This is a genomic window from Rhizobium sp. P1_E6 (genome assembly GCF_056405875.1).
The window spans coordinates 22,581-44,553 of record NZ_JBFUBG010000050.1 but is presented as its reverse complement, the minus strand read 5'-3'; the positions used below and the strand labels follow the sequence as shown (position 1 = coordinate 44,553).

The 21,973-nt window shown below is 60.9% G+C and carries 22 protein-coding genes and 2 pseudogenes; 11 read left to right on the top strand and 13 right to left on the bottom strand.

What is annotated here, in order from left to right:
• The first annotated feature begins 64 nt into the window (after positions 1-64).
• Entirely contained in the window at positions 65-973 is a 909-nt protein-coding gene (locus AC1D35_RS21800) for an RNA polymerase sigma factor (RefSeq protein ID WP_113307804.1), read from the top strand.
• 123 nt (positions 974-1,096) lie between these two features.
• On the opposite strand, the gene AC1D35_RS21795 is transcribed toward AC1D35_RS21800, so the two are convergent.
• Positions 1,097-1,504, bottom strand: coding sequence for a hypothetical protein (locus AC1D35_RS21795; protein ID WP_113307803.1), 408 nt, complete (start codon positions 1,502-1,504; stop codon positions 1,097-1,099).
• A gap of 159 nt (positions 1,505-1,663) precedes the next feature.
• Between AC1D35_RS21795 and AC1D35_RS21790 the strand changes: the two are divergent.
• A pseudogene (locus AC1D35_RS21790) lies at positions 1,664-2,061 on the top strand (transposase); the annotation flags it as partial.
• 89 nt (positions 2,062-2,150) lie between these two features.
• Here the strand turns inward: AC1D35_RS21790 and AC1D35_RS21785 are convergent.
• On the bottom strand, positions 2,151-3,092 hold the full coding sequence (locus AC1D35_RS21785; protein WP_113307802.1) for an NmrA family NAD(P)-binding protein: 942 nt from the start codon (positions 3,090-3,092) through the stop codon (positions 2,151-2,153).
• A gap of 74 nt (positions 3,093-3,166) precedes the next feature.
• On the opposite strand from AC1D35_RS21785, the gene AC1D35_RS21780 reads away from it, so the two are divergent.
• Both AC1D35_RS21780 and AC1D35_RS21775 read left to right on the top strand, forming a co-directional pair.
• Complete coding sequence (locus tag AC1D35_RS21780; RefSeq protein ID WP_113307801.1) at positions 3,167-3,967, top strand: AraC family transcriptional regulator; 801 nt, start codon at positions 3,167-3,169, stop codon at positions 3,965-3,967.
• A 259-nt stretch (positions 3,968-4,226) separates the two neighbouring features.
• The gene (locus AC1D35_RS21775) at positions 4,227-6,221 is read left to right on the top strand and encodes an ABC transporter ATP-binding protein/permease (RefSeq protein ID WP_113307800.1); all 1,995 of its coding nucleotides are present in this window, start codon (positions 4,227-4,229) and stop codon (positions 6,219-6,221) included.
• A gap of 54 nt (positions 6,222-6,275) precedes the next feature.
• On the opposite strand, the gene AC1D35_RS21770 is transcribed toward AC1D35_RS21775, so the two are convergent.
• Positions 6,276-6,533 (bottom strand): GNAT family N-acetyltransferase, encoded by a 258-nt coding sequence (locus AC1D35_RS21770; RefSeq protein WP_477852169.1) that lies wholly within the window; start codon positions 6,531-6,533, stop codon positions 6,276-6,278.
• Positions 6,534-6,970: 437 nt separating this feature from the next.
• Entirely contained in the window at positions 6,971-7,117 is a 147-nt protein-coding gene (locus AC1D35_RS21765) for a hypothetical protein (RefSeq protein ID WP_162747306.1), read from the bottom strand.
• A 201-nt stretch (positions 7,118-7,318) separates the two neighbouring features.
• On the opposite strand from AC1D35_RS21765, the gene AC1D35_RS21760 reads away from it, so the two are divergent.
• From AC1D35_RS21760 to AC1D35_RS21750, 3 genes are all read left to right on the top strand, one after another.
• Positions 7,319-7,723 carry a hypothetical protein gene (locus AC1D35_RS21760; RefSeq protein WP_113307799.1) on the top strand — a complete coding sequence of 135 codons (405 nt, stop codon included), beginning with the start codon at positions 7,319-7,321 and terminating at the stop codon, positions 7,721-7,723.
• 107 nt (positions 7,724-7,830) lie between these two features.
• The gene (locus AC1D35_RS21755; RefSeq protein WP_477940036.1) at positions 7,831-8,664 is read left to right on the top strand and encodes a universal stress protein; all 834 of its coding nucleotides are present in this window, start codon (positions 7,831-7,833) and stop codon (positions 8,662-8,664) included.
• Positions 8,665-8,856: 192 nt separating this feature from the next.
• Entirely contained in the window at positions 8,857-9,327 is a 471-nt protein-coding gene (locus tag AC1D35_RS21750; protein WP_113307797.1) for a nucleoside deaminase, read from the top strand.
• A gap of 28 nt (positions 9,328-9,355) precedes the next feature.
• Here AC1D35_RS21750 and AC1D35_RS21745 read toward each other — a convergent pair whose 3' ends face one another.
• The 5 genes and pseudogenes from AC1D35_RS21745 to AC1D35_RS21725 form a co-directional block, all read right to left on the bottom strand.
• Positions 9,356-11,146, bottom strand: coding sequence for a heavy metal translocating P-type ATPase (locus tag AC1D35_RS21745; RefSeq protein WP_477852211.1), 1,791 nt, complete (start codon positions 11,144-11,146; stop codon positions 9,356-9,358).
• Positions 11,147-11,470: 324 nt separating this feature from the next.
• Complete coding sequence (locus AC1D35_RS21740; protein ID WP_477940034.1) at positions 11,471-12,697, bottom strand: arabinose transporter; 1,227 nt, start codon at positions 12,695-12,697, stop codon at positions 11,471-11,473.
• A 33-nt stretch (positions 12,698-12,730) separates the two neighbouring features.
• Positions 12,731-12,838, bottom strand: a pseudogene (locus AC1D35_RS21735) (oxidoreductase); the annotation flags it as partial.
• Positions 12,839-12,879: 41 nt separating this feature from the next.
• Positions 12,880-13,200, bottom strand: a complete 321-nt coding sequence (locus tag AC1D35_RS21730; protein ID WP_113301859.1) for a carboxymuconolactone decarboxylase family protein — start codon at positions 13,198-13,200, stop codon at positions 12,880-12,882.
• 88 nt (positions 13,201-13,288) lie between these two features.
• Positions 13,289-13,684, bottom strand: a complete 396-nt coding sequence (locus AC1D35_RS21725; RefSeq protein WP_113307819.1) for a (R)-mandelonitrile lyase — start codon at positions 13,682-13,684, stop codon at positions 13,289-13,291.
• 116 nt (positions 13,685-13,800) lie between these two features.
• Here AC1D35_RS21725 and AC1D35_RS21720 point away from each other — a divergent pair, with 116 nt between their 5' ends.
• The gene (locus AC1D35_RS21720; RefSeq protein WP_113307794.1) at positions 13,801-14,688 is read left to right on the top strand and encodes a LysR family transcriptional regulator; all 888 of its coding nucleotides are present in this window, start codon (positions 13,801-13,803) and stop codon (positions 14,686-14,688) included.
• A gap of 17 nt (positions 14,689-14,705) precedes the next feature.
• On the opposite strand, the gene AC1D35_RS21715 is transcribed toward AC1D35_RS21720, so the two are convergent.
• Positions 14,706-15,278 (bottom strand): TetR/AcrR family transcriptional regulator, encoded by a 573-nt coding sequence (locus tag AC1D35_RS21715; RefSeq protein ID WP_113307793.1) that lies wholly within the window; start codon positions 15,276-15,278, stop codon positions 14,706-14,708.
• A 156-nt stretch (positions 15,279-15,434) separates the two neighbouring features.
• Here AC1D35_RS21715 and AC1D35_RS21710 point away from each other — a divergent pair, with 156 nt between their 5' ends.
• Positions 15,435-16,004: a DUF308 domain-containing protein gene (locus AC1D35_RS21710; RefSeq protein WP_113307792.1), complete on the top strand. Its 570-nt coding sequence runs from the start codon at positions 15,435-15,437 to the stop codon at positions 16,002-16,004.
• 198 nt (positions 16,005-16,202) lie between these two features.
• Here AC1D35_RS21710 and AC1D35_RS21705 read toward each other — a convergent pair whose 3' ends face one another.
• A complete protein-coding gene (locus AC1D35_RS21705) occupies positions 16,203-17,123 on the bottom strand; it encodes an ornithine cyclodeaminase family protein (RefSeq protein ID WP_113307791.1) in 921 nt (306 codons plus the stop codon).
• A 627-nt stretch (positions 17,124-17,750) separates the two neighbouring features.
• Between AC1D35_RS21705 and soxR the strand changes: the two genes are divergently transcribed.
• Positions 17,751-18,209 (top strand): redox-sensitive transcriptional activator SoxR, encoded by a 459-nt coding sequence (soxR, locus tag AC1D35_RS21700; RefSeq protein ID WP_477940032.1) that lies wholly within the window; start codon positions 17,751-17,753, stop codon positions 18,207-18,209.
• Between the two features lie 167 nt (positions 18,210-18,376).
• On the top strand, positions 18,377-19,540 hold the full coding sequence (locus AC1D35_RS21695; RefSeq protein WP_477940030.1) for a M20 aminoacylase family protein: 1,164 nt from the start codon (positions 18,377-18,379) through the stop codon (positions 19,538-19,540).
• 186 nt (positions 19,541-19,726) lie between these two features.
• On the opposite strand, the gene AC1D35_RS21690 is transcribed toward AC1D35_RS21695, so the two are convergent.
• Both AC1D35_RS21690 and AC1D35_RS21685 read right to left on the bottom strand, forming a co-directional pair.
• Positions 19,727-20,305: a TIGR00730 family Rossman fold protein gene (locus AC1D35_RS21690; protein WP_113307789.1), complete on the bottom strand. Its 579-nt coding sequence runs from the start codon at positions 20,303-20,305 to the stop codon at positions 19,727-19,729.
• A gap of 168 nt (positions 20,306-20,473) precedes the next feature.
• Positions 20,474-21,769 carry a sensor histidine kinase gene (locus tag AC1D35_RS21685; protein WP_477852163.1) on the bottom strand — a complete coding sequence of 432 codons (1,296 nt, stop codon included), beginning with the start codon at positions 21,767-21,769 and terminating at the stop codon, positions 20,474-20,476.
• Positions 21,770-21,973 lie beyond the last annotated feature (204 nt).

The following is a 21,973-nucleotide window of genomic DNA, read 5'->3' as shown; positions in this document are numbered from 1 at the left end:
GGACTGCTCTCGCCGAGGCCATGGTCTACGCGGTGCGTGGGGATACGGGTGTGACGGTCATCGAATGACAGAAGACGCTGCTCTCGAAGACGAGGAGAGGAAAGCACTGCTCGCAGCGCTCGCCAGCGAAGCGGATGCGCTTCGCCCCGAACTGCATCGCTATGCTGCCCGTCTGGTGGGTTCTGTCATCGACGGCGAGGATGTGATTCAGGACGCGTTTGCCAGTGTATTTGCGACAGCCGGCTCGATCCCGCCGGACACGCCGCTGCGACCCTGGCTGTTTCGCATCGTCCATAACAGAGCCATAGATGCACTGCGCCGACGCAGCACGCTGCGATCTGAGCCCATTGAGATGGCTTTCGATCTGGCCGATATCAGCGCTGTCGGCGCGGAGGATGCGCTGATCCGGCAGGACGCGGTGCGGGTGGCGCTCAGCCACTTTGCAGAATTGCCGGTGCCGCAACGCAGCGCTGTCATCCTCAAGGATGTGCTGGGAGAGTCGCTTGCGGACATCGCAGCGCTGCTGGAACTGAGTGTCGATGCCGTCAAGGCCCATCTGTCGCGCGGTCGGGCGAGATTGCGCGCCATCTCCGACGTGCGGTCCGAGGTTCCGCCACCGCCGAGCCCCGAGGTCCTGAACTTCGCAGCGCTCTTCAACGCCCGGGACTGGGACGCTTTGCGTCGCCTGCTGGCGCAGGATGTTCGGCTTCGTCAGGCGCGACGGCCGGAAATCTCCGGTGCCGCCGACGTCGGTCGATTTTTCACCTATTATGCCGAATATCCGCCGGTCAGGATCGAACCGGCCTGGCTGGAAGGCCGGGAAATATTGCTGGTATCAGCCGAACCGCCTGATGGTTCTTCCTATTTCATGCTGCTCGAATGGCGGGAGCAAAAGATAAGCCTGATCCGCGACCATCGCTATGCGACCTATGTCATTGAAGGGGCTGATGTCGTGCTGGCTGCATCGCGGTGACCGACGTTGAGTAATGCGTGCCTTCTCGACGTCGGCTATGCGCCGATACCGTTGAAAAAGTCGGCTTCGGCCTTCCGTCCCGAACGTTGCGCCACGGCTTCTGTGCCACAAAAGAATGTGGTTTTAAATCCGATGACGTTCGTAGTGATCAGCGATGAATAGCAACGCTTTCTTCTGTCCTTCGGTAAGTTTTGCGCTACTCGAGCTTCGGTGACCAAGCCTATATTTTCGGTCTAATTCCAACAGGGTGTTGTGAATCTCGGTTGGAAGCGGCTCGACCGACTTGATCGTGGCACCGTGCTGATTTCCACCGGAGAACGTTTCGCCAGTCCTCCGATGGAAGACGTACAGCTGCTGTGTCGTGACGGAGCGAGTGGTAATCGTGTCTGCCTCGACCGAGACGACTAAACATGGCGGCGTTCCATGCCCGTCATGATGAACCGCATGAAGAATGTCACCTGGTACCAGCAAGCTAAGTAGTTCTTCTCGATTGAGGTTATGGAACTGGATATCATCATCGTGTTCGGTCAATGGACTGGCCTCAGTTTTGATTGCATCGAAGTTAGATGTCCGTCGGTGCGTTAGCAAACACAGACTTGAATGATCAGCCAAAGTCGAGCAGAGGCACGGTGTTGCGGGAGCCATAACGACATGATTCAATCGTCGCATTGATTTGCGCAGGATTGAGCGATGATGGGATGTCAGTCAGCTCCGGTGCAGCTCTTTTACGACTTCTGCCTTGATGATCACGTCCCTGTCGATCACATGCTGCGCGGGATCGACCGTCATCTCGAACTCGACAGCGTGCGAGCGCAGTTGAAGCCTTTCTACAGCAACACGGGTCGTCCTTGGATTGATCCCGAGCGATGATGCGGATGCTGATCATCGGTTACTGCATGGGTATTCGTTCGGAACGGCGGCTATGTGAAGAGGTCCACCTTAATCTCGCCTATCGGTGGTTCTGCCGCCTCGGCCTGGACGACAAGGTGCCCGATCACTCTAGCTTATCGAAGAACCGGCACGGCCGGTTCCGGCAGAGCGATATCCTGCGACATATGTTCGAGACGGTGGTGGAGCGTTGCCTCGCATATCGCTGCCGCAATTTAATAATTTGCGGCAGCGTCCAATAAAGACTGGAGATTGCTGGGAGGGTTCAAAAAACCAGCATGACATCTAGCTAGTCTCTGGCGGTCCACATGGGAAACGTCTCTCGTTGGTTTCCCGCTCTGACCGCCTCCAGGTAACGCGGCTTCCAAACGCCAGCAATGAAGACCTCCATCGTCGTGGGCAATTTCGGACGATCCTCGTGCTCCCCATGGAACCTTACGATGCCATTGTTCAAAGCGTCAGCACTCAGCGTGTCGTCCTGCCATTTTTCCGGCGTCCCGAACCGCGCCAGAAATTCAGCCTCCACGTCTTTGCGGGTCGTCTCGATGTATCGGTACTCCACCGGCCTGCCGATCTCCTTGCCAATGATCACGGCCAGTTCGTTCATCGAAACATCTTCCGAGCCGACTTCGAGAGTGACGCGGTGTCTGCCCGTCGGATTGGTCAGTTCCTTCGCTGCCAGCCATGCGATGTCATCGGTCGCCACCCAAGGCATCTTCAAATCAGGTTTGCAGAACCAGGCAATTCGACCGTATTTGGCAACCGGTCCCGTCCACGCAGACACGTCTTCCATGAACCAGGCGGCGCGCAGGTGGACCAGATTGATATTGCCGAGTTCGTTGAGCTTTTCGTCCAGATCGTGGAAACATTCGAAATGACCCGTTTTCCCCTTCACGTCTGAACCCATGGCCGTCAGGCTTACGGCCAGTTTGACGGAGGATTTTTCGAGCGCATCGACAAAGCGCTGGGCAACAGCGGGGTAGTGTCCCTCGATGTTGTTCCAATCGGTCTTCACCATGAGAAACGCGGCATCTGCACCCTGGAAAAATTGGTCAAGGTCTCCCGCTCCTGTGTCAAAGCTTCCCAGGAATGGCTCTGCTCCGAGCTCGACCAGTGCGTCAAGCGCTGGGCCACCTCTCGACAACGCTCTGACCTGATGCCCTGATCTCAGCAGGGTCCGGGTCAGCTTGGCGCCAACTCGTCCCGTGGCGCCGACGACAGAAATTCGCATGACAGTCTCCTTTCGGTTGTTGATCACCCGATTGTAGACTGTTGCAGTCCGTACGAATTTGGAGATAATGCCAAATGATCTCCAAATCGGGTCAATCCGCAAAACTGCCTTCCTGCTACGACGACTTTGATCCCGACTGGTCAGATCGCCCGGCCATCGCTGTCCGCCTCGACTTCAGTGACTATGAGGCTGAAGTGCCCCAGCACCAGCACAAGCAAGGGCAGCTCATTTTGGCTCTGCACGGAGCCGTCACATGCAGGACGGAGAATGGCATCTGGATTGTCCCACCGGACTGCGGAGTCTGGATACCCGGGGGCGTGCCCCACAGCAACCAGGTCACGTCCAACGCACGCCTGTCCTATCTGTTCGTTCAACCCGAAGCGGCCAAGCTGCCGCAGGAGTGCTGCACTCTGTCTGTGTCGCCGATGCTCCGCGAGATGATCCTCCGACTGGCGGATGTACCGGTCAATTCTGCTCCGGACGATCATGTCGGCCGTATGGTGCGGGTCTTGCTGGATGAACTCGCGCAAATGCCGATACAGGGGCTGGACTTGCCCGCGTCCAGCCATCCCAAAATCGCAGCGATCACTGCTGCCCTGATGGCGGAGCCGAGCGACCGTCGCACCCTGGTCGATTGGGCGGCACACGTTGCCATGAGTGAGCGATCCTTGAAGCGGCTGATGGTCCAGGAAACGGGACTGACCTTCGGCCGATGGCGGCGGCAACTGCACCTGGTCATCGCATTGCGCGAACTGGCCAGCGGCGCTACGGTCCAGAGGGTTTCGAGCGACTTGGGATATGAATCCGCTACCGCCTTTATCGTCATGTTCAAGAAGGCATTGGGCACAACACCAACACGCTACTTCGCGAGATGATTTGCCGAGTGGCCGAATTCGGCAACGCTGGTCGGCCTTTGCGGCACGTGCCATGACCGCAATGGGCCGGCTGCGGTCACGGTGGTATCTGCTACCGAATAGCGGATTTTCGCGTCCGTTGTGTTCTGCGGCAGTATGGTTCGGGTTTCTCCCCGACATGTCGGTCCGATCGAAGCCGTCGATGCACCTTCCGGTTTCCGGCAAGCACCAAGCTTGCCCCATCGTGAAACCTTTCGATCGGTAATCCGTTTCCGCTGGCATGACCGACGCAAAACTGAAACCGACATCGGTCGACGGCGCCAAGCCTGATGGTGCCGAGGAGACGCACCAGGGCAAGGCATCGACCGTCGAGGTCGCGCCGCCGCCAGATGTTATCGAACCCGATCCGGGCCTGACGCCCGAGGAGGCCGAGAGGGCGCGCAAGAAATATCTGCTGAAGCGTTTCTGGATCAGTGCGCGCGGCTACTGGGGCCGTGGCGGCGACGGTTTTGCCTGGCCATGCTCCATCGGGCTGTTGATCATGATCGGCATGAATGTCGGTTTCCAGTATGGGATCAACAGGTGGAACCGCGGCATATTCGACGCCATAGAGCGGCACGATGCCGGCACCGTCTATTATCTGAGCGCCGTCTTCCTGCCGCTGGTGGCCGGCAGCGTCGTCCTCGTCACCTGCCAGGTCTATGTCCGCATGATGATCCAGCGGCACTGGCGCCGGTGGCTGGCGACCGGGCTCATCGCGCGCTGGCTGGCGAACGGCCGTTACTATCAGCTGAACCTCATCGGCGGCGATCACAAGAACCCGGAGGCGCGTATTTCCGAGGATCTGCGGATTGCCACGGAGTCGCCCGTCGATTTCACCGCCGGCGTCATCTCGGCCTTTCTGTCGGCCTCGACCTTCATTGTGGTTCTCTGGACGATCGGTGGTGCCCTGACCCTGCCGATCGGTGGGATGTCGATCACCATTCCCGGCTTTCTCGTCGTCACGGCGGTGCTCTACGCGCTCATTACGTCGACGACGATCGCCGTCATCGGCCGACATTTCGTTCAGGTCTCCGAGGTTAAGAACCAGGTGGAAGCCGAGTTTCGCTATACGCTGACGCATGTGCGCGAAAACGGCGAGAGCATCGCGCTTCTCGGTGGTGAAGAGGAGGAGCGCAGCGACCTCGACAAGACGTTTTCCAATGTGCTGAGCCAATGGGCGCAGCTTGCCCATCAATATATGCGCACGACCTTCGTGTCGCATGGGTCGATGCTGATTGCGCCTGTCGTACCGGTGCTGCTTTGCGCGCCGAAGTTTCTGGAAGGCAGCATGACGCTGGGTGAGGTGATGCAGGCAGCGTCAGCCTTCGCGATCGTCCAGACCGCTTTCGGTTGGCTCGTCGACAACTACCCGCGGCTTGCCGACTGGAACGCCTGCGCGCGGCGCGTCGCCTCATTGATGATGTCGCTCGACGGGCTGGAACGCGCAGAACAGAGCGACGCGCTCGGACGCATCCAGCATGGTGAGACGGAAGGCGAGGCGATACTCAGCCTCAACGATCTCGCCGTGTCGCTGGATGACGGTACTGCCGTGGTCACGGAAACCCAGGTGGAGATCGAGCCAGGCGAGCGGGTGCTCGTGGCCGGTGAATCCGGCTCGGGCAAGAGCACGCTGGTGCGCGCCATCTCCGGTCTCTGGCCGTGGGGTCGCGGCAGCGTCGATTTCCACGCCGACAGGCGGTTGTTCATGCTGCCGCAGCGGCCCTATATCCCCTCGGGCACGCTGCGCCGCGCCGTCGCCTATCCCAATGCCGCCGACGGCTGGCCGCTGGATGAGATCAAGAACGCGCTCGACAAGGTCGGGCTCGCCTATCTCAACGAGAAGCTCGAGGATGACGCGCCGTGGGACCAGACGCTGTCGGGCGGCGAAAAGCAGCGGCTCGCCTTCGCGCGCCTGCTGCTGCACAATCCCGATATCATCGTACTCGACGAGGCGACGTCAGCTCTCGATGAGAAGAGCCAGGACAAGATGATGGAGATGGTGATCCGGGAATTGCCCAAGGTCACCATCGTCAGCGTCGCGCACCGCGTCGAGCTCGAAGCCTTCCACAGCCGCAAGATCACCCTGGAGCGGCGCGAGGGCGGTGCAAAGCTCGTGAGCGACATCGATCTCGTCCCCCGCAGGAAAAAAGGGAATGTGCTCTCACGCCTTCTGGACAAGCGGCCGAAGGGCAGCACGAGTTCCAGCAAGGCGGCGGCGCAGAAGAAGAGCTGAAGGGCGCCGAGGCGAGTCACGGCTGCCGCGAGCATATCTCTTGCGAACGGCCGGTTACGCCGTTGCCAAGAGATTTTTCTGAAAACGATGGGTCAGCACAGTAGGACCTGTGGTGCTGCCTTCCGGCATCCACAGATAATCTTCAAAGGTCCGAGAGAGCGTCCATCCCTCTCGCTGATAGAAATTTTCGGCGCGGCTGTTGCCCGCCGTACAGAACAACTCGGCCTCCCGCACCCCGTTTTCCGAGAGCTTTCGCTCCGCAAAGGAGAGAAGCTTTTGCGCTATGCCTTGCCCGCGCATTCCTGCCGACATAGAGTTTGACGATTTCCGCGTCTTTTACCGTCACGAATCCCCGCAGCTCGGTGTCGATGGCGACGTGGAAGGTGTCTCGCGCCTCGCCCAGCCAGGTATGAAAGTGGTCTATCGTCCTGAACGCCAGAACCTCCGGGGGCACAAGGGCGGCGTGGGCATCATGCCACCCCTGGTGCCATAGGCGCACGATGCCAGCTTGGTTTGCCGCTTCCGCCAGCCGAATTGTGAGCACTGAAATACCTTTCGAATTTGTGGCTATCTCCGGAGTGTTCGCATATGGAGCTGTACAATCTATTGAATACAAATTATTATTAACTGCTAATAATAAAGCATTCACCGATCTTCTCTATAAAAGAGATAAGCGTAAGAGGGAGGCGCCTCTGTTTATTGTATCGGTATTGGATGAGGGCGAAGAGAGAAACTTCGTTGCCGTTGCTTTACACATCAGCGACGGCCAGGTTCACATCGATGTCGGCGGCGTCGAGCACCATTTCGAGCTTGTCGACCTGATCGACATTCTCTCGGTCGAACATCGTCGCACCCATGATCTGAAAGGGCGCGTGCGCGCTCGTGCGGCGTGCCATTAATCACTGTCCCGCCCGGCATCGACTGAGTGCCGGGCCTTGGCCAGGCCCCTTGCCGGGGCCGGCATCGATCGCGTTCGCAGTCCGCTGCCGGACGCCGTTGGGCATCGACTGACGTCAAAACTTATCCGTGATTTGGGGAACCTCGACCGGCAGGCGAAGTTGTCCCCGATGACCAATGAAGCACAATGGAGGTTTCTCATGCTTCTGAAGTTCATCACGGCATCCATTCTTTCCATCGGGCTGGCCACCTCGGCGATGGGGCAATCATCGGGTGCGGGCGGCGGCGCAGGCGGCGCGGCGGGAGGTGCGGGTGGTACTTCCGGCAACGGTACGATCGGCTCCGGCGCATCTGGCGGGGCTGGTACATCCGGCAGCGTCGGCACGGGTACCAATAGCGGGAATACGCTGGCACCGGACGCAAACAGCACTACCAACAGCATCGTCCCCGATCCCGGTAGCACGAACCCGTCCGTGCGCGGCCCCTCCGGCACCGGCAATGGCATGGGCACCGGGACGCCCGATTGCAATGGCATGACCAGCACCGGCTCCTCGGCAGGGCTTCCCGGCGGGGATTCATCCGCACAGGTCCGCCCCAACTGCTAGCAGGACTTTCAGGCGAGATCGGGCGGCGGATCGTGGTTGACTGATGTCAAAGACCACATCGGATGGGATTGCTAACGTCGTGATATCAGTCACGGAGGGCAGCCATCATGGCCATCACGACAGTTCTGAGCATCCTCAAAAGCAACAGATATGAGCAGGATCTGAAAAGCGCGGCGAGCTTCTGCGCCGCGTATGGGGCACATCTGACAGCGCTTGCCGTTTTCATGGGCGCGGCGCCGTCGCTCGGGGAATACAATGCCATCTCCACCATCTGGCTGGATGAGAGGCAGCGGGAGATCGACGAACTCGCCTCGACGGGCGCCAAAATCAGGGAGACGCTTTCCACCAGCGACCTCTCGTTCGAGGTCCAGGATCTCTATACCGAATTTGCCTGGGCCGACGAAGATATCGCACAGCGTGCGCTTTATGCCGACGTCGTGCTCCTGGGATCCGATGCGGCCGAGGACGCGAGTTTCAGAAAGCGGATCTTCGATGGTGCGCTTTTTCAGGCGCCGACGCCGATCCTGATCAACCGCGGGCGACACGCGATCACCACATCGCCAAGAGCCGTCATCCTTGCATGGGATTCCAGCAACGAGGCGGCGCGGGCGGCCCGCCAGTCGCTCGATCTCCTGGAAAAGGCCGAGATCGTTCATGTGACCATGGTCGACCCGATGGCGCGGACAGGCGTGAACGGCGAAGAGCCGGGTGCCGATATAGCGGCCTTCCTTGCCCGCCACGGCGTCAAGGTGCAGGTCGATCGCCTTTCGAGCGAAGGCAAGAGCGCCGACGAGATCATCACCAGGCACGCAGTGGATATGGGCGCGGACMTCATCGTCATGGGGGCTTACAACCACCCGAGATGGCAGCAGAGCCTGTTCGGCGGCGTGACCCGCAGGATGATCGAGGATTGCAAGCTGCCGCTGTTTCYCGCCCACTGAACGAGACAACCGATAAACATCGCCGCTGTCGTCTGCGGTCCCGATGGGACAAAGGTGACGGCGACGTCGTCTATTTCCCCGGTAACGGTTGCGGGGAAGCAGGCTGCCGATCCTGAATCCGAATTGCAGCCCTTGGAAATCTCCCCGATCCCAGACAAAATCATCCCGCTCTAACTTCTGGGGGAGACTCTGATGGAAAACCACGAGCCGTTTTTACGCGAGGCGATTGCGCTCTCGAAATCCGCCATGGAAAACGGAGACGAGCCGTTTGGCTCGGTGCTGGTGAAGGACGGCGAAGTCATCCTGCGTGCCGAAAACAGCGTCTTTACCGGCCACGATATGACGAACCACGCCGAGCTGAACCTGATCAAACTGGCGGCGCAGCACTACGACACCGCATATCTTGCTGACTGCACGCTCTACACCAGCACGGAGCCGTGCGCGATGTGCTCCGGGGCGATTTACTGGTCGGGCATCGGGCGAATGGTGTTTGCTTGCTCCGAAGCGCGGCTGGGCGAGATCGCCGGGATCGGTTTGAACGTGCCGAGCCGGGCGGTGCTGCAAACCGGGGCGCGCATCGTCACCGTCGATGGACCGAACATTGAAGAGGAAGCCGCCGCAGTCCATCAGGAATTCTGGCCGAAGCATCTGGCCAAGGCTTAGAGCTCGGCTCAGGGGTCGCGATGAGGGCCTAGCGTAGCGCCCGCAGCGCGTTCAGGATCACGGCCACATCGATTACTTCCTGCAGCATGGCGCCTGTCACCGGCGGCAGGAAGCCGGCGCCGGCGAAGAGCATGGCGATGAGCGAGAGACCAATGCCTGCGAGAATGCTCTGGATAGCGATGGCGCGGGAACGTCTTGCAATTTCGATGGCGGAGGCGATCCTGTTCAAGTCGTTGCGGATCAGGACGATGTCGGCGGCTTCGGCCGCGGCCGCGAGATTGGTGGCGCCGACGGCGATGCCGACATCGGCGGCTGCGAGTGCCGGAGCGTCGTTGACGCCGTCGCCGACCATGAGAACCTTTCCGCCCAGGCGTTTGCTCGCCGCGCGTTCCCTGGCGATGACCTCGACCTTCTCGGCGGGAGACAGTCGCGCCTCGACGGCATCCAGCGACAGGGAGCCGGCAATGGCGGCGGCGACGCTGCGCTCATCGCCGCTCGCAAGCACAATCCGGCCAAAACCCAGCTTGCGCAGCTTGGCCACGAGGTCGACGGCATCGCCGCGCAGGCGATCCTCGAAACCGATTTCGCCGGCAAGCTGGCCGTCGAAGAAGACCTTTGCCTGCATTCTGCCTTTCCCCTCGGCGGGGCGGGAGGGCTTGCCATCCGGCGTGAAGTAATTGTCGCCGCCAACGCTTACCCTGATACCGTCGACAAGCCCGGAAATGCCGGCACCTGCAAGCTCCGATACGTCGGTCGGGCGCGAGAGTGTCAGCTGGCGCCTCCGCGCCTCCCTGACGATCGCACGGCCGACCACATGCGACGATGCCTGGTCCAGCGAGGCGGCGAGACGCAAGATCCTTTCCGTGCCTTCGGGCCCCTCGATGGAGACGACCTCGGGATCGCCCGCCGTCAGCGTGCCGGTCTTGTCGAAGACCGCGACGGAGGCGTCGGCCAGGATCTCCAGCGGACCTGCGCCCTTCACCAGCACGCCCGCCTTTGCAGCCTTCGAGGTTCCGGCCGCAAGGGCGACGGGAACGGCCAGGATCAGCGGGCAGGGGGTCGCCACGACGAGAACCGCGACGATCCGCGCCATGTCACCGGACAGGATGGCGGAGCCGAGCGCGATTGCCAGCGTCAGGAGAAGAAAGGCGATCGCATATCGATCGGCGAGCCGCGCTATCCGCGCCTTGGAACGCCGGGATGCCTCGACCAGTTTGACGATGCCGGAATAGGTGCTGTCCTCGGCGCGGCTTTCCACCCTGATCTCGATCGCGTCCCCGGCATTGGTGGCGCCGCTTTCGATCCGCTCGCCCCTCTGCAGGTGAACCGGGAAGGCCTCGCCGGTCAGGACGGATTGATCGATCGATGCATTGTCCGACATCAGCGTACCATCGGCCGGGATGACATCACCTCTGCGGATCATCAGGATATCGCCGACCGCAATGTCCGGAATGGGAACTTCTTCCATGCCGTTTTCCAGGAGGCGAAGTGCCGTTCGCGGCACCTGGGCCAGCAGGGCCGACATGCCTTCGTCGGCCCGCCGATGCGCATAGGCTTCCAGAAACTGGCCGCCGGCATACATCAGCGCGACGATCGCTCCTGCCAGATATTCACCGAACCAGAGGGTAGAGCCCATGGCGAGTGCCGCGATCAGGTCGAGACCAAAATCGCCGTTTCTGAGCTTGGCCACGATGTCGATCAACAGGAATGCGAGGGCGGTGCTGGTGCTTGCCGCAAGGGCAAGGCGGCTTGCGGAACCGTAATCCAGCAGGAAAAGGACGAACGCGCCCGCCAGACCTGTGACCGCTGCCGCCGCCATGATCGTCGACCTCAACCCGACATCGGGCAGCCATGCGTGCAATTTCCCGAAAATGCGAATTCGCGGATGCGCTTTCGGTTCGTCCAGAACGCTCATGGCCCGCACGCCTCCCATGTTCCGGTTGGGCGTTTCCTCTTGGCTGCGCAGGATCGATGCTTTGAACTCGTCGCCTGGCACCCGTCATGCGGTCAGGAATCTGGCATAACTACAGGATTTCTCCTTGATCTCACTCAAGCTGCACCGGCTTTTCAGGTTGAGGTCCGGAACCCCTGACGGGCATGGCAACCATGCGCCATTGCGGAGATCGGATCCGCCTTTCCGGCTCTACTCGCTCGGTGACGCGTGCTCGGAAGTTTGCTGTGACCGCGTGCCATCGCGGTTCATCAGCTTCACGGAGATGAATGCCGATCCGAGAACCGCCAGTGAACTGACCAGAAATACGGCCGAAAGTCCTGCCTCGGTTGCGACCAGGCCAAGCGCCGGCCCCGATATGCCGAGCGCAAGGTCAAGGCAGGCCGTATAAGCACCCATCGCCAGACCTCGGCTTTCGGGTGGTGCGCGGCGAACGGCTTCAACGCCAAGGCCGGGAAAGACCAGCGCATAACCGAAGCCGACGAGACCGGCGCCGAGGRCAGCCGGCAGCGTCGAGGGTGCCAGGCCCATCAGCACGAGCCCGGCGACCTCGATCAGAACGCAGATGAGCGCAACCTTTGCGCCGCCCAGCCGATCGKGCAGATGGCCAAAGGCCAGGCGGGCGATGACCAGGGCAACAGCATAGGTCGTAAAAGCCAGCCAGACAGGCGTCCAGCCATTCGCGGCAAAGAGCAGCGAAGCGAAAGAGAGGATTACGCCGAAACCGATACTGCTGAGCGCGGCTCCGAGACCCGGCAACCAGATCTGCCGGGCAACGGCAAGGATTCCGGCTCTACGGCGATGCTCCGGCGGCGTTGCGCGAAGAGGGAAGACGACAGCCAGCGTCAGAAGCGGCGCAATCAGGGTGGCTACTGCGATGGCAGCAAATCCGCCGGCGCTGTAAAGTGCGATGCCGAGCGGCGCGCCGGCGGCGAAAGCAGCGAACATCGCCGTTCCCATCCAGGCGATGACCTTGCCGGCATTGCTCGCTCCGACGAGGCCGAGCCCCCACACGGTCGCGCCTGTAATGATGAAGCTTTCCGCACCGCCCAGAACTGCGCGGCCGGCCAGCAGGACACTCAGGGCGATGATCGGATGAGCTGTGAACCATAAGGAGAGCAGATAGAGAAGGCCGGCGGCGGAAGCTGCAACAAGGCCAAAAATGACCGAGTATTTCGGGCCTCTGCGATCACAGACATTGCCCGACCAGACGCGCGAGAAGAGCGAGGCGGCGAACTGACTGCCGGTTACCAATCCGACGACGAACGTGCCATAGCCGAGATCCTGGTGGACATGCAGCGGCAAGACCGGCAGGGCCAGGCCAATCACGAGGAAGGCGACAAGCACCATGATCATTATCGGCAAAAGCGTCATGATCACGGTGCGCCTGGAGGCTGGAGCCAGCGACGTCGTCGACATTACGGTGCGTCCTTGGTCCGGTCGGCCGTGAACCTAGTAAGCCTGAACCGTGGGCCGGAACAGGACTTCGTTGATGTCGACGTCATCAGGCTGGCTGATGGCGAAAGCCACCGTGCGGGCGAAGGAGCTGGCCGGAATGGCTTATGACGATGATCTTGCCGGCAATACCTTCCGTCATGGTTTCAAGCCTCCTCGAAGACCTTGCGGGCGACCGACAGGGCCGTGCTGGCAACCGGCCAGCCGCCATAGAATGCAAGATGGGTGATGGTTTCGACGATCTCGTCGCGGGTGACGCCGTTATCGAGCGCGCGCTTCAAATGAAACGGCAACTCATTGTGCCGGTAGAGCGCAATCAGCGCCGTAATCGTCACGAGGCTGCGATCGCGCGGCGACAGGTTCGGGCGCTCCCAAAGGTCACCAAAAAGAACCTTGTCGGTATAGTCGGCCAAAGCGGGGGCGATATCGCCGAAGGCTTTACGGCCATTGGATGGTGTATCTGCCATTGCTGTGTTTCCTGGTAAAAGAGGGGCCACGGCAAGCATCGTCGTGGCGGCAAGGAACGAGCGTCGATCCATGAGACGCTCCTCCGGTTCAGCGGCGATATTGCTCGTCGGAAACTTTCTCCATCCAGTCGACGTTCCTGCCGTCGAGCTTTTCCTGGATGGCGATATGGCTCATGGCCGCAGTTTCGCTCGCGCCGTGCCAGTGCTTTTCGCCGGCGGGGAACCAGACGACATCACCAGGGCGGATTTCCTCGACCGGGCCGCCATCACGCTGCACCAGGCCAAGACCGGACACGACGATCAGCGTCTGGCCGAGCGGATGCGTGTGCCAGGCTGTACGCGCGCCGGGCTCGAAGGTGACGAGAGCGCCGGCGGCGCGGGCCGGTTCCGGGGGCGCGAAGAGCGGATCGATCCGTACCGTGCCCGTAAACCAGTCTTCGGGGCCTTTGACCGAAGGCTGCGAGCCGCTGCGTCTGATATCCATGATCGTCTCCATTGCTGCTTGGCGAGTGATGTCCGCCATTCGCAAAGAAGATACGCCCTGCAAACTCATCCGATTAGATGGTATAATCCAAATGAACTTATAGGCAGGGGCAATAAATGGCCGAAAGTCTCGATGACCTGATGGCGTTTCTGACGGTCGCGCGGGAGCGGAGCTTTACCCGTGCCGCCGCAAAGCTCGGCATTGCGCAGCCGACGCTCAGTCAGAACATTCGCGCGCTGGAAGAGCGGCTTGGTGTGCGTCTCCTGGTGCGCACCACGAGGAACGTCTCGCCGACCGAAGCCGGCCAGCGCCTCCTGCAGACCGCCGGGCCGCGACTGGAAGAAATCACGGCTGAGCTGGATTCCCTGAAAGAGCTGCGGGATAAGCCGGCCGGCACGTTCCGTATCTCGGCGATCGACTTCACCGTCGATTACATCCTCTGGCCGAAGCTCATGCCCCTCCTGCAAAAGCATCCCGATATCAGGATCGAGATTGCCGTCGATTACAGCATGACCGACATCGCCGCCGGCGGATATGACGCCGGCATACGTCTGGGCGGCGTCGTGGCGAAGGACATGATCGCTGTTCCGATCAGCGGCGCTTCACGCTTCGCTGTCGTCGCGTCCCCCGATTATTTTGAAAATCGCCAGATCCCGACGGTGCCGCAGGATCTGACCGAGCATATCTGCATCAATCTTCGGCTTCCGACCTATGGAAATTTCTATGCCTGGGAATTTGAGAAAGAGGGCCGCGAGCTCAGAGTTCGTGTCGACGGACAGGTCGCATTCAACGGAATTTTCCAGATCCTGAATGCCGCGCTCGCGGGATACGGCCTGGCCTATGTTCCGGAGCCGATGGCCGCCCCGCACATAAAGGCCGGCCGTCTGCGACGCGTCCTGGAAGACTGGTGCCCTTATTGGGAACCCTATCATCTCTATTACCCGACGCGCCGCCAGTCCACGCCGGCGTTTTCCCTGCTCGTCGATGCCGTGCGCCATCGGTGAGGGCGCAGCCGTCGCCTCTAGGCCCTGAGCCTGGCGAGTTGCGGGCCGACGATTGCGGCAAAGAGGTCGGGATGGCCAAGCGCGCGGGCCGACAGCATGGCGCCGTGGACGCAGGCCATCAGGATCTGCGCTTCCTCCTCGGGCGACTTGTCCAGCCGGAAGAGTTTCTGCTCCGCACCGGCCTTCAGCACCGATGTCAGCCAGGCGGCCAGGTTCTCGAAATGCCGGCGCACGTGTGATGCCACATTGTCAGGCAGCATCTGTATTTCGGCCGCCAGCATGGCGCAGACGCAGAAAGGCTCCGATGCGTCGAGGATGCATTTCTGCCAGTAGTTCAGATAGGCCTGCAGCTGTTCGACGGGGCCGGGGACGTGTTCGCGCAGCGACTTCAGGCCCGATTCGGCGCGCTGCGTATAGCGGTCGACCAGCACCTGCACCAGTTCGGCCTTGGTGGGGAAATGGTGGTGGATGCTCGCCTTGCGGATGCCGACCGCATCGGAAATATCGGCATAGCTGAAGCCGTTATAGCCTCCCGCCACGACGAGGGACTGCGCTACGTCAAGGATCTTTTCTGCGGTCGTCTGTTCCATGGATCTTGGCTACCTGCTGGTCGGCAAGGCTGTCAAGTTGGCGCAGCTGGTTCGCTCACGAGCATGTGTTCCAGCCGGCTGAGGGCAGGAGCTTTTGACGATTGACTCCATGAATTGATCTACCTACTAGTAGGAAGACACAACAAGGAGCCTGTCATGCAGAACCAATCTTCCCCGCAATCGAGCTGGTTGCGATCCTACTACTTCGTCCGTGCGCTGTTCTCGATCGGCTGGATCGTCGCCGCCATTCTTTCAGCCACTCTGTCGGGAAGCCAATCGGCACTCGCCTCCGTGCTGCTCGTCATCTATCCGGCCTGGGATGCGGTGGCGAACCTCGTGGACGCCCGCTCGAACGGCGGCCTGAAGGCGAACCCCGCCCAGACGTTCAACGTCGCCGTCAGCACGATCACCACGGTCGCCGTCATCATCGCCGTCATGAACAGCACCTATGCCGTCCTCGCCGTCTTCGGCGTCTGGGCGATCCTCTCCGGCCTGCTACAGCTTTCGGCCGCCGTGCGGCGCTGGAGCACCTACGGCGCGCAATGGGCGATGATCCTCAGCGGCGCACAATCGACGCTCGCCGGCGGGTTCATGATCAGCCAGTCGCTCGGTACCACGCCGCCGAGCATCCTCGACATTGCACCCTATGCGGGGTTCGGTGCCTTCTATTTCCTGCTGTCGGCAGTATGGATGACGGTTGCTGCGAATAGGAAAGCGAATGCGTGATGGGTGAGGGGCGCCCAGCCCCAAACCGGAATGTGGGCTGTTTTTCGCGAATGTCTCGCGCGAGATCAGAGGTATTCCAGCGAGATGGGCTGTCGGTGAGGCACCCATATACCTCCTTAATTCCTGTGTGGACGCGCGGTAGCTGGGACGCCACGGCAGCCCAGCTACCGCGCATACGCCGCAGGAATATCTATGAGGTCAAAATGCGTCGAGCAGAGCAGATGCCAACAGCACTTCGGTTCCGGCGAGCCCAGCAGAGCAGAATAGAGTTATGTTCTCTGACGAGGACCGGATCCTTCCGGGCATAGAAACCAACTCGGCCAGATCGACCATTCGATTTTCGTGTCGCGTGCCAGCGAGAAAAAAGGGCGAGGCGTAGGCTCGCGTTTGTTCAGGCGCATCGGTGGCTATGATTTTGGCAGCATCAGCGACGTCGAGCCCAATTTCATGCCCTCCGACAAGCTTGGGGCCAACGGTGTTGACGTGAGCGCCCGGCGTCAGATCCGCAATATGCAGGATTGGGGTCCGGCTCGAGGTCGCGCAGATAACGATGTCGGCATCCACCGTCGCCTGCGCAACACTTTCGACAGGCGTGACCTCTACACTGAGTTCGCGTTGCATCTCTTGGGCGAAAGCTCTTCTGTTGACCACATCCGGGCTGTACACACGAACGGAGGATATCGTTCTGACTGCTACGGCCGCAGCAAGCTGGGTTCGCGCCTGGACGCCGCTACCGATTACGGCCACGGACCTGGCATTCTGTGAGCTCAGGTGCCGGATCGCAACGCCGCCGATTGCGCCGGTCCTGATGGCACCGAGACGTTCCCCGAGAACCAGGCCTTTCAGTCTTCCCTCGTTCGTCGACCAGACAGCGACGATTTGAGACTGCTTCGAATTCTGAAACGTATCGTACACACGGAATCCGGCCAGTGGAGCTTCGCCAAGGATCCCGCCCACCGTGAAGACCAGATCGCCATGCTCTCCGAAGGAGACGTGATGCCTTGGCGGCGATACGATCTTGTTATCGAGCCTCGCTCGAAAGGCGAGTTCCAGGACATCGATTGCCTTCGCCATCACATCGTGGCCGATGAGGTCGTGATCGCCGAGCAGCTTGACCATTATCACGCCTTCCGATGACTGAGGGAGTTGCCTTGATGCTACGCATCGTGAGATCTGCAGATACAAGCATCACCAATTGGGCTGATCGGGCATTCTCCGGCCCCGTCACTGAAGCAACAATTATGGCACCCTCGGAAAAGCAGGGGGCGTGAAGAACCGCCATCGAAATGCCACCGCGGTCAAAAGTCCAACGCCCGCGCCAGCTATGATTTCGGCAAGCCACCGGTCTTGAGGCTCCGGTGAAACCGCCCAGTAAACGGCTGCGAAAGCAACTACAGCGGCAGAAACGAGGACGGCCCGTCGAACCGACAGCGGCCAGGCTAATGCAGCGTAGAAAAAACCCGTTTCAAAACCGACGATCGCTGTCACCAATTCCGGGACAGCGTCAGTTGATGCTCCGCTATAGCCACTGATCGTGCGATACGTAAGCACGAGGGACGCAATGACAAAGGTTTGCGAGGCCGCTGCCGCGATCGCCGTGCGTCCCCTGGAGGTTCGATTTTTTGAATATCTGAAGAAAGCCATCCGTCATCCTGACCGCGGCCCAGCTGCGAAAATCGCGTATCTTGTCCTGCCGCGATAAGTTCTCTACAACCTTAAGTGAACTTGAGGTCAAGGGGCAGACAAATGGCGCGAGAACTTACTGTTGGAGACGTTGCCAAACGGTCGGGGGTAGCGGTTTCCGCGCTTCACTTTTACGAGACCAAGGGCCTTATCCGAAGCTACCGCACGGCGGGAAATCAGAGACGGTATTCAAGCGATGTTTTACGGCGAGTGGCAGTAATCAAAGTCGCTCAGAATCTTGGGATTTCCTTGAATTCCATTGGTGACGCGTTGTCCTGCCTTCCAGCGGGACAACCACCCTCCAAAGAAGACTGGGAGACCATGTCCCAGCGATGGAGAGAAGAATTGAACTCGCGGATACATCAACTCCAGAAATTGCGMGATGGAMTTTCCGATTGCATCGGCTGTGGGTGTCTTTCCCTCGACAAATGCGGGCTGGTCAACTGGGCAGACAAACTTGCGTTGAGGGGGCCAGGCCCGCATCGACTGATCGATGGGAAAAAGCGGAGAGTCAAAAACTAAGAGCCCTGGAACGCGCATGGCCGGCGACGATCAATATGTCCGGCTCTCTCATCTTCCCGATCCATTCCCCGGTTGGCAAATCGCCGCCGCAGCGGCTAATCTCCCACCACCCCACCTTCGGCCGAGGTTTCACCTCATCCCGGCCGCACTATCACGAGGATACTATCATGAGCACCATCGAAGCCGTCGCCGAAGAGGCCAAGGGTTGGCGCCGGCATATCCATCAGAATCCGGAGCTGCTCTTCGACCTGCCGGAGACGGCGGCGTTCGTGGCGGGCAAGCTTGCGGAATTCGGTTGCGATGACGTCACGACCGGGCTTGCCAGGAGCGGCGTCGTCGCCGTCATCGAGGGGGCGAGAGGTCCGGGTAAGGTGATCGCGCTTCGCTGCGACATGGATGCGCTGCCGATGTCGGAGCAGACCAATCTTCCCTATGCCTCCAGAAATGCCAACCGCATGCATGCCTGCGGCCATGACGGGCACACCGCCATGCTGCTCGCCACCGCCAAGTGCCTTGTCGAAAACCGGGATTTTGCCGGCAAGGTCGTGCTGATCTTCCAGCCGGCGGAGGAGGGCGGCGGCGGAGCGCGGGTGATGATCGAGGAGGGGCTGCTTGAAACCTTCGGCATAGACGAGGTCTATGGCATGCATAACGAGCCGGGCCTGGAGATCGGTTCCTTTGCCACGCGCGCAGGCCCGTTCATGGCGGGTGCAGACCGTTTCGTCATCACCATCAACGGCAAGGGCGGGCATGCGGCCTCGCCGAACATGACGCGTGATCCGGTGCTCGTCAGCGCCCATATGGTCACCGCGCTGCAATCGATCGCCTCACGCTTCACCGATCCCTTCGATCCCGTCGTCGTTTCCATCACCTTCTCGGAAGCGGGCAACGACAAGGCGCTGAACGTCATTCCCGCCTCCGTGCGTCTCGGCGGCACGATCCGCACCATGCAGGCGGATACGAGGAAGGCCGTCGAGCAGCGGTTCCGCGATATCGTCCATGGCACGGCGAAACTGTTCGAGACGGAAGCCGAGATCGACTGGCGGCCGGGTTATCCTGTAACGGTCAATGATGCCGGCAGGACGTCGGCTATCGTTGCGGCGGCTGCAAAGGTGGCCGGCGAGAGCCAGGTGGATGCGGCCTACGAGCAGTCGATGGGGGCGGAGGATTTCTCCTATATGCTGGAGAAGCGGCCCGGCGCGATGATCCTGATCGGCAATGGGGATAGTGCGGGTCTGCACCACCCGGCCTATKATTTCAACGACAAGGCGATTGCGCATGGGGTGCGGTACTGGCTGTCGCTGGTCGGGCAGGAGCTTGGGGGGAAATAGGCGTCTGCCGGAAAAGACCCCTCCCCACAAGGGGGAGGGGCTTAACCTGCCGCGCCCGCTTTCCAAATACTCGATGTTTCGGGATGAGCGAGGTGCGCGCATCGAGTTAGTCCCTCCCCCTGTGGGGAGGGGTTGGGGAGGGGTTTTGCCACGATACAGACCAGCATGTCGGAGGCATCTACCCCCTCACAACCACTTCGCCACCTCGACCCGCTGAAACGCCCTGAGATCCCCGATCAACCCGCCCACATCCGCATTCACCGAAATCGAATAGCGATGCGCCGGCGGCAGGAATTTCGTTTCCACCATATGGTCGATGAATTTCAGAAACGCATCGAAAAAGCCTGATGTGTTCAACAGCCCGACCGGCTTGTCGATCTCCGAAAGCTGGTTCATCGTCCAGACCTCCATCAGCTCCTCGATCGTGCCGATGCCGCCGGGCAATGCGATGAAGGCGTCGGCGCGTTCGGCCATGCGTTGCTTGCGGATGCGCAGCGTCGGCGCGATTTCATCCGTCGTCAGTTTCGGGTGTGAGTGGCCGCGCTGGTGCAGGCTTTCGGTGATGACGCCATGCGCCGTGCCGCCGGTTTCGAGCACCGCATCGGCGACGACGCCCATCAGGCCCTTTGTCGTGCCGCCGTAGACGAGGCCGATGCCCTCACGCGCCATGGCCCCGCCAAGCGCCCGGGCGCCATCGGCGAGATCTTCCGTTGCGCCGAAATTCGATCCGCAGAATACCGCGATGGATTTGATGGAACGTGTCATGCTCGGGCGCCTTTCCTGTGCTTTTGCTCACACGCATTAGCGGCCGGCCGCCGCAAAGGAAAGCTGGCAGGAGGCTCTGTCCGGCGTCAGCCCCGATATGCACAAACCCCATCCCGCTATTCGGAAAGATGCGAATGGAAGGGTGACGTTTCGGGCTGCGATAAAGCCTTACCGATCGGGCTGCGTTTCGGCTGCCGGCAGCCAGAAGCGGAAGAGGGCGCCGCCATCGCCGGCATTGGCGGCGTTTATATCGCCGCCGTGGCTGAGGACAATGGACTGGCAGATCGAGAGGCCGACGCCGACGCCGTCCTGTTTCGTCGTGTAGAAGCAGTCGAAGATCCGGCCGAGATCGGCAGCCGAAATGCCGTCACCGCTGTCGCGGATGGAGAACTGGATCCTCCCGCCCGCCTCGCTGGTGGCGATCTCGATGCGGCGCGGCCGCCTCGCGGCGCTGACGACGGCCTCGATGGCATTGACGAGCAGGTTGACGACGACCTGCTGCACCTGGATGCGGTCGCCGAGGAAGGTGGGCAGGCCGGGCCGGCAGACCACCGAAAGCGAGATCGCATGCATATCGGTCTCATGGCGGACGAAGGACAGCGCGTCCCTGACGATGTCGTTGAGATCGAGCGGCATTCGCGTGTTCGGTTGGCCGCTCGCCATGCCCCGGACGCGCTTGACGATTTCGCTTGCCCTATGGGCGCTCGCCGCCATGCGCGTGGCAAGCTCGCTGATTTTGGCAAGGTTCGGCTCGTCGCGCGAAAGGTGCCGCATGGTCGTCTCGCAGTCCGTGACGATCGCGGCAAGCGGCTGGTTCACCTCATGGGCAATCGAGGTCGCAAGCCTGCCGAGGGTGCAGAGCCGCGCCGTATGCAGCGGGTCGACTTCGTGCTCCTCGGCTTGTCTCCGTCCGGTGATATCCTCCAGCACGACGAGCAATGTGTCGAGACTGTCGGGCGAGAAGGTGACCGACAGTTTGACGTCCAGGACGGCACCCTTGAAGCTGCGCATCTTCATTGGCTCGCTGAAGAGCTTCGCTCCGTCGAACCAGGCGCGTATCAGCCTTTTGATGGTCTCCGGCGATGCCGCAAACAGGTAGCTGGCCGGCCCTGCCAGATCGTCCGACGAAGAGGCTTGCAAAAGGGAAACGGCCATCTCGTTGGCATCGGCGATGAACAGGCCGGCCCGGGAAACTGCAGTGGTGAACAGGTGCTCGGCATCGCCCCTGGCTTTCGATCCGGCAAAGAGGGCACTGAGCCTGGCGGCATCGAGCTGCAGGACCGGAACCGGAAGGTGATGGATGGAAGCCGTATAGTGCGCCTCGCCGCGCGGGCGTCTTGCCGACGGATTGCCTTCGGCGCCGCCCTTGATGACGACGATCGGAGCAAGCCCGGCAGAGCGCTCGCCCCGGCTGGGGTCGTTCCATCGGGCAGCGGCGTTCCTCGCTATCGGCGTGTCGGCCATTGGCTCTTCCTATAGGTTTCAGGCCAAATGTTTCAGCCAATATGTTTCGGCTTGGGCAACATTCTGGTTGAGACAATACTTCTCCGTCGCGGCGCGCGCCGTTTCTGAGCGCGCGTCGACCTCGCGGCCGCCATTGGCGACACCACATCCGTCATGATAGTAGCCATCAGGCTGAATAGAGTCGTGGCAGGTTAAAGCGGGGGC

Bases quoted from the DNA above. Each gene is read 5' to 3' on its own strand.
- AC1D35_RS21685 (WP_477852163.1), bottom strand. From the start codon at position 21,769: ATGGCCGACACGCCGATAGCGAGGAACGCCGCTGCCCGATGGAACGAC.
- AC1D35_RS21690 (WP_113307789.1), bottom strand. From the start codon at position 20,305: ATGACACGTTCCATCAAATCCATCGCGGTATTCTGCGGATCGAATTTC.
- AC1D35_RS21725 (WP_113307819.1), bottom strand. From the start codon at position 13,684: ATGGATATCAGACGCAGCGGCTCGCAGCCTTCGGTCAAAGGCCCCGAA.
- AC1D35_RS21800 (WP_113307804.1), top strand. From the start codon at position 65: ATGACAGAAGACGCTGCTCTCGAAGACGAGGAGAGGAAAGCACTGCTC.
- AC1D35_RS21770 (WP_477852169.1), bottom strand. From the start codon at position 6,533: ATGTCGGCAGGAATGCGCGGGCAAGGCATAGCGCAAAAGCTTCTCTCC.
- AC1D35_RS21765 (WP_162747306.1), bottom strand. From the start codon at position 7,117: ATGGCACGCCGCACGAGCGCGCACGCGCCCTTTCAGATCATGGGTGCG.
- AC1D35_RS21730 (WP_113301859.1), bottom strand. From the start codon at position 13,200: ATGGCAGATACACCATCCAATGGCCGTAAAGCCTTCGGCGATATCGCC.
- AC1D35_RS21780 (WP_113307801.1), top strand. From the start codon at position 3,167: ATGATCTCCAAATCGGGTCAATCCGCAAAACTGCCTTCCTGCTACGAC.
- AC1D35_RS21775 (WP_113307800.1), top strand. From the start codon at position 4,227: ATGACCGACGCAAAACTGAAACCGACATCGGTCGACGGCGCCAAGCCT.
- AC1D35_RS21705 (WP_113307791.1), bottom strand. From the start codon at position 17,123: ATGGTCAAGCTGCTCGGCGATCACGACCTCATCGGCCACGATGTGATG.
- AC1D35_RS21720 (WP_113307794.1), top strand. From the start codon at position 13,801: ATGGCCGAAAGTCTCGATGACCTGATGGCGTTTCTGACGGTCGCGCGG.
- AC1D35_RS21760 (WP_113307799.1), top strand. From the start codon at position 7,319: ATGCTTCTGAAGTTCATCACGGCATCCATTCTTTCCATCGGGCTGGCC.
- AC1D35_RS21785 (WP_113307802.1), bottom strand. From the start codon at position 3,092: ATGCGAATTTCTGTCGTCGGCGCCACGGGACGAGTTGGCGCCAAGCTG.
- AC1D35_RS21710 (WP_113307792.1), top strand. From the start codon at position 15,435: ATGCAGAACCAATCTTCCCCGCAATCGAGCTGGTTGCGATCCTACTAC.
- AC1D35_RS21745 (WP_477852211.1), bottom strand. From the start codon at position 11,146: ATGGCGGCGGCAGCGGTCACAGGTCTGGCGGGCGCGTTCGTCCTTTTC.
- AC1D35_RS21715 (WP_113307793.1), bottom strand. From the start codon at position 15,278: ATGGAACAGACGACCGCAGAAAAGATCCTTGACGTAGCGCAGTCCCTC.
- AC1D35_RS21750 (WP_113307797.1), top strand. From the start codon at position 8,857: ATGGAAAACCACGAGCCGTTTTTACGCGAGGCGATTGCGCTCTCGAAA.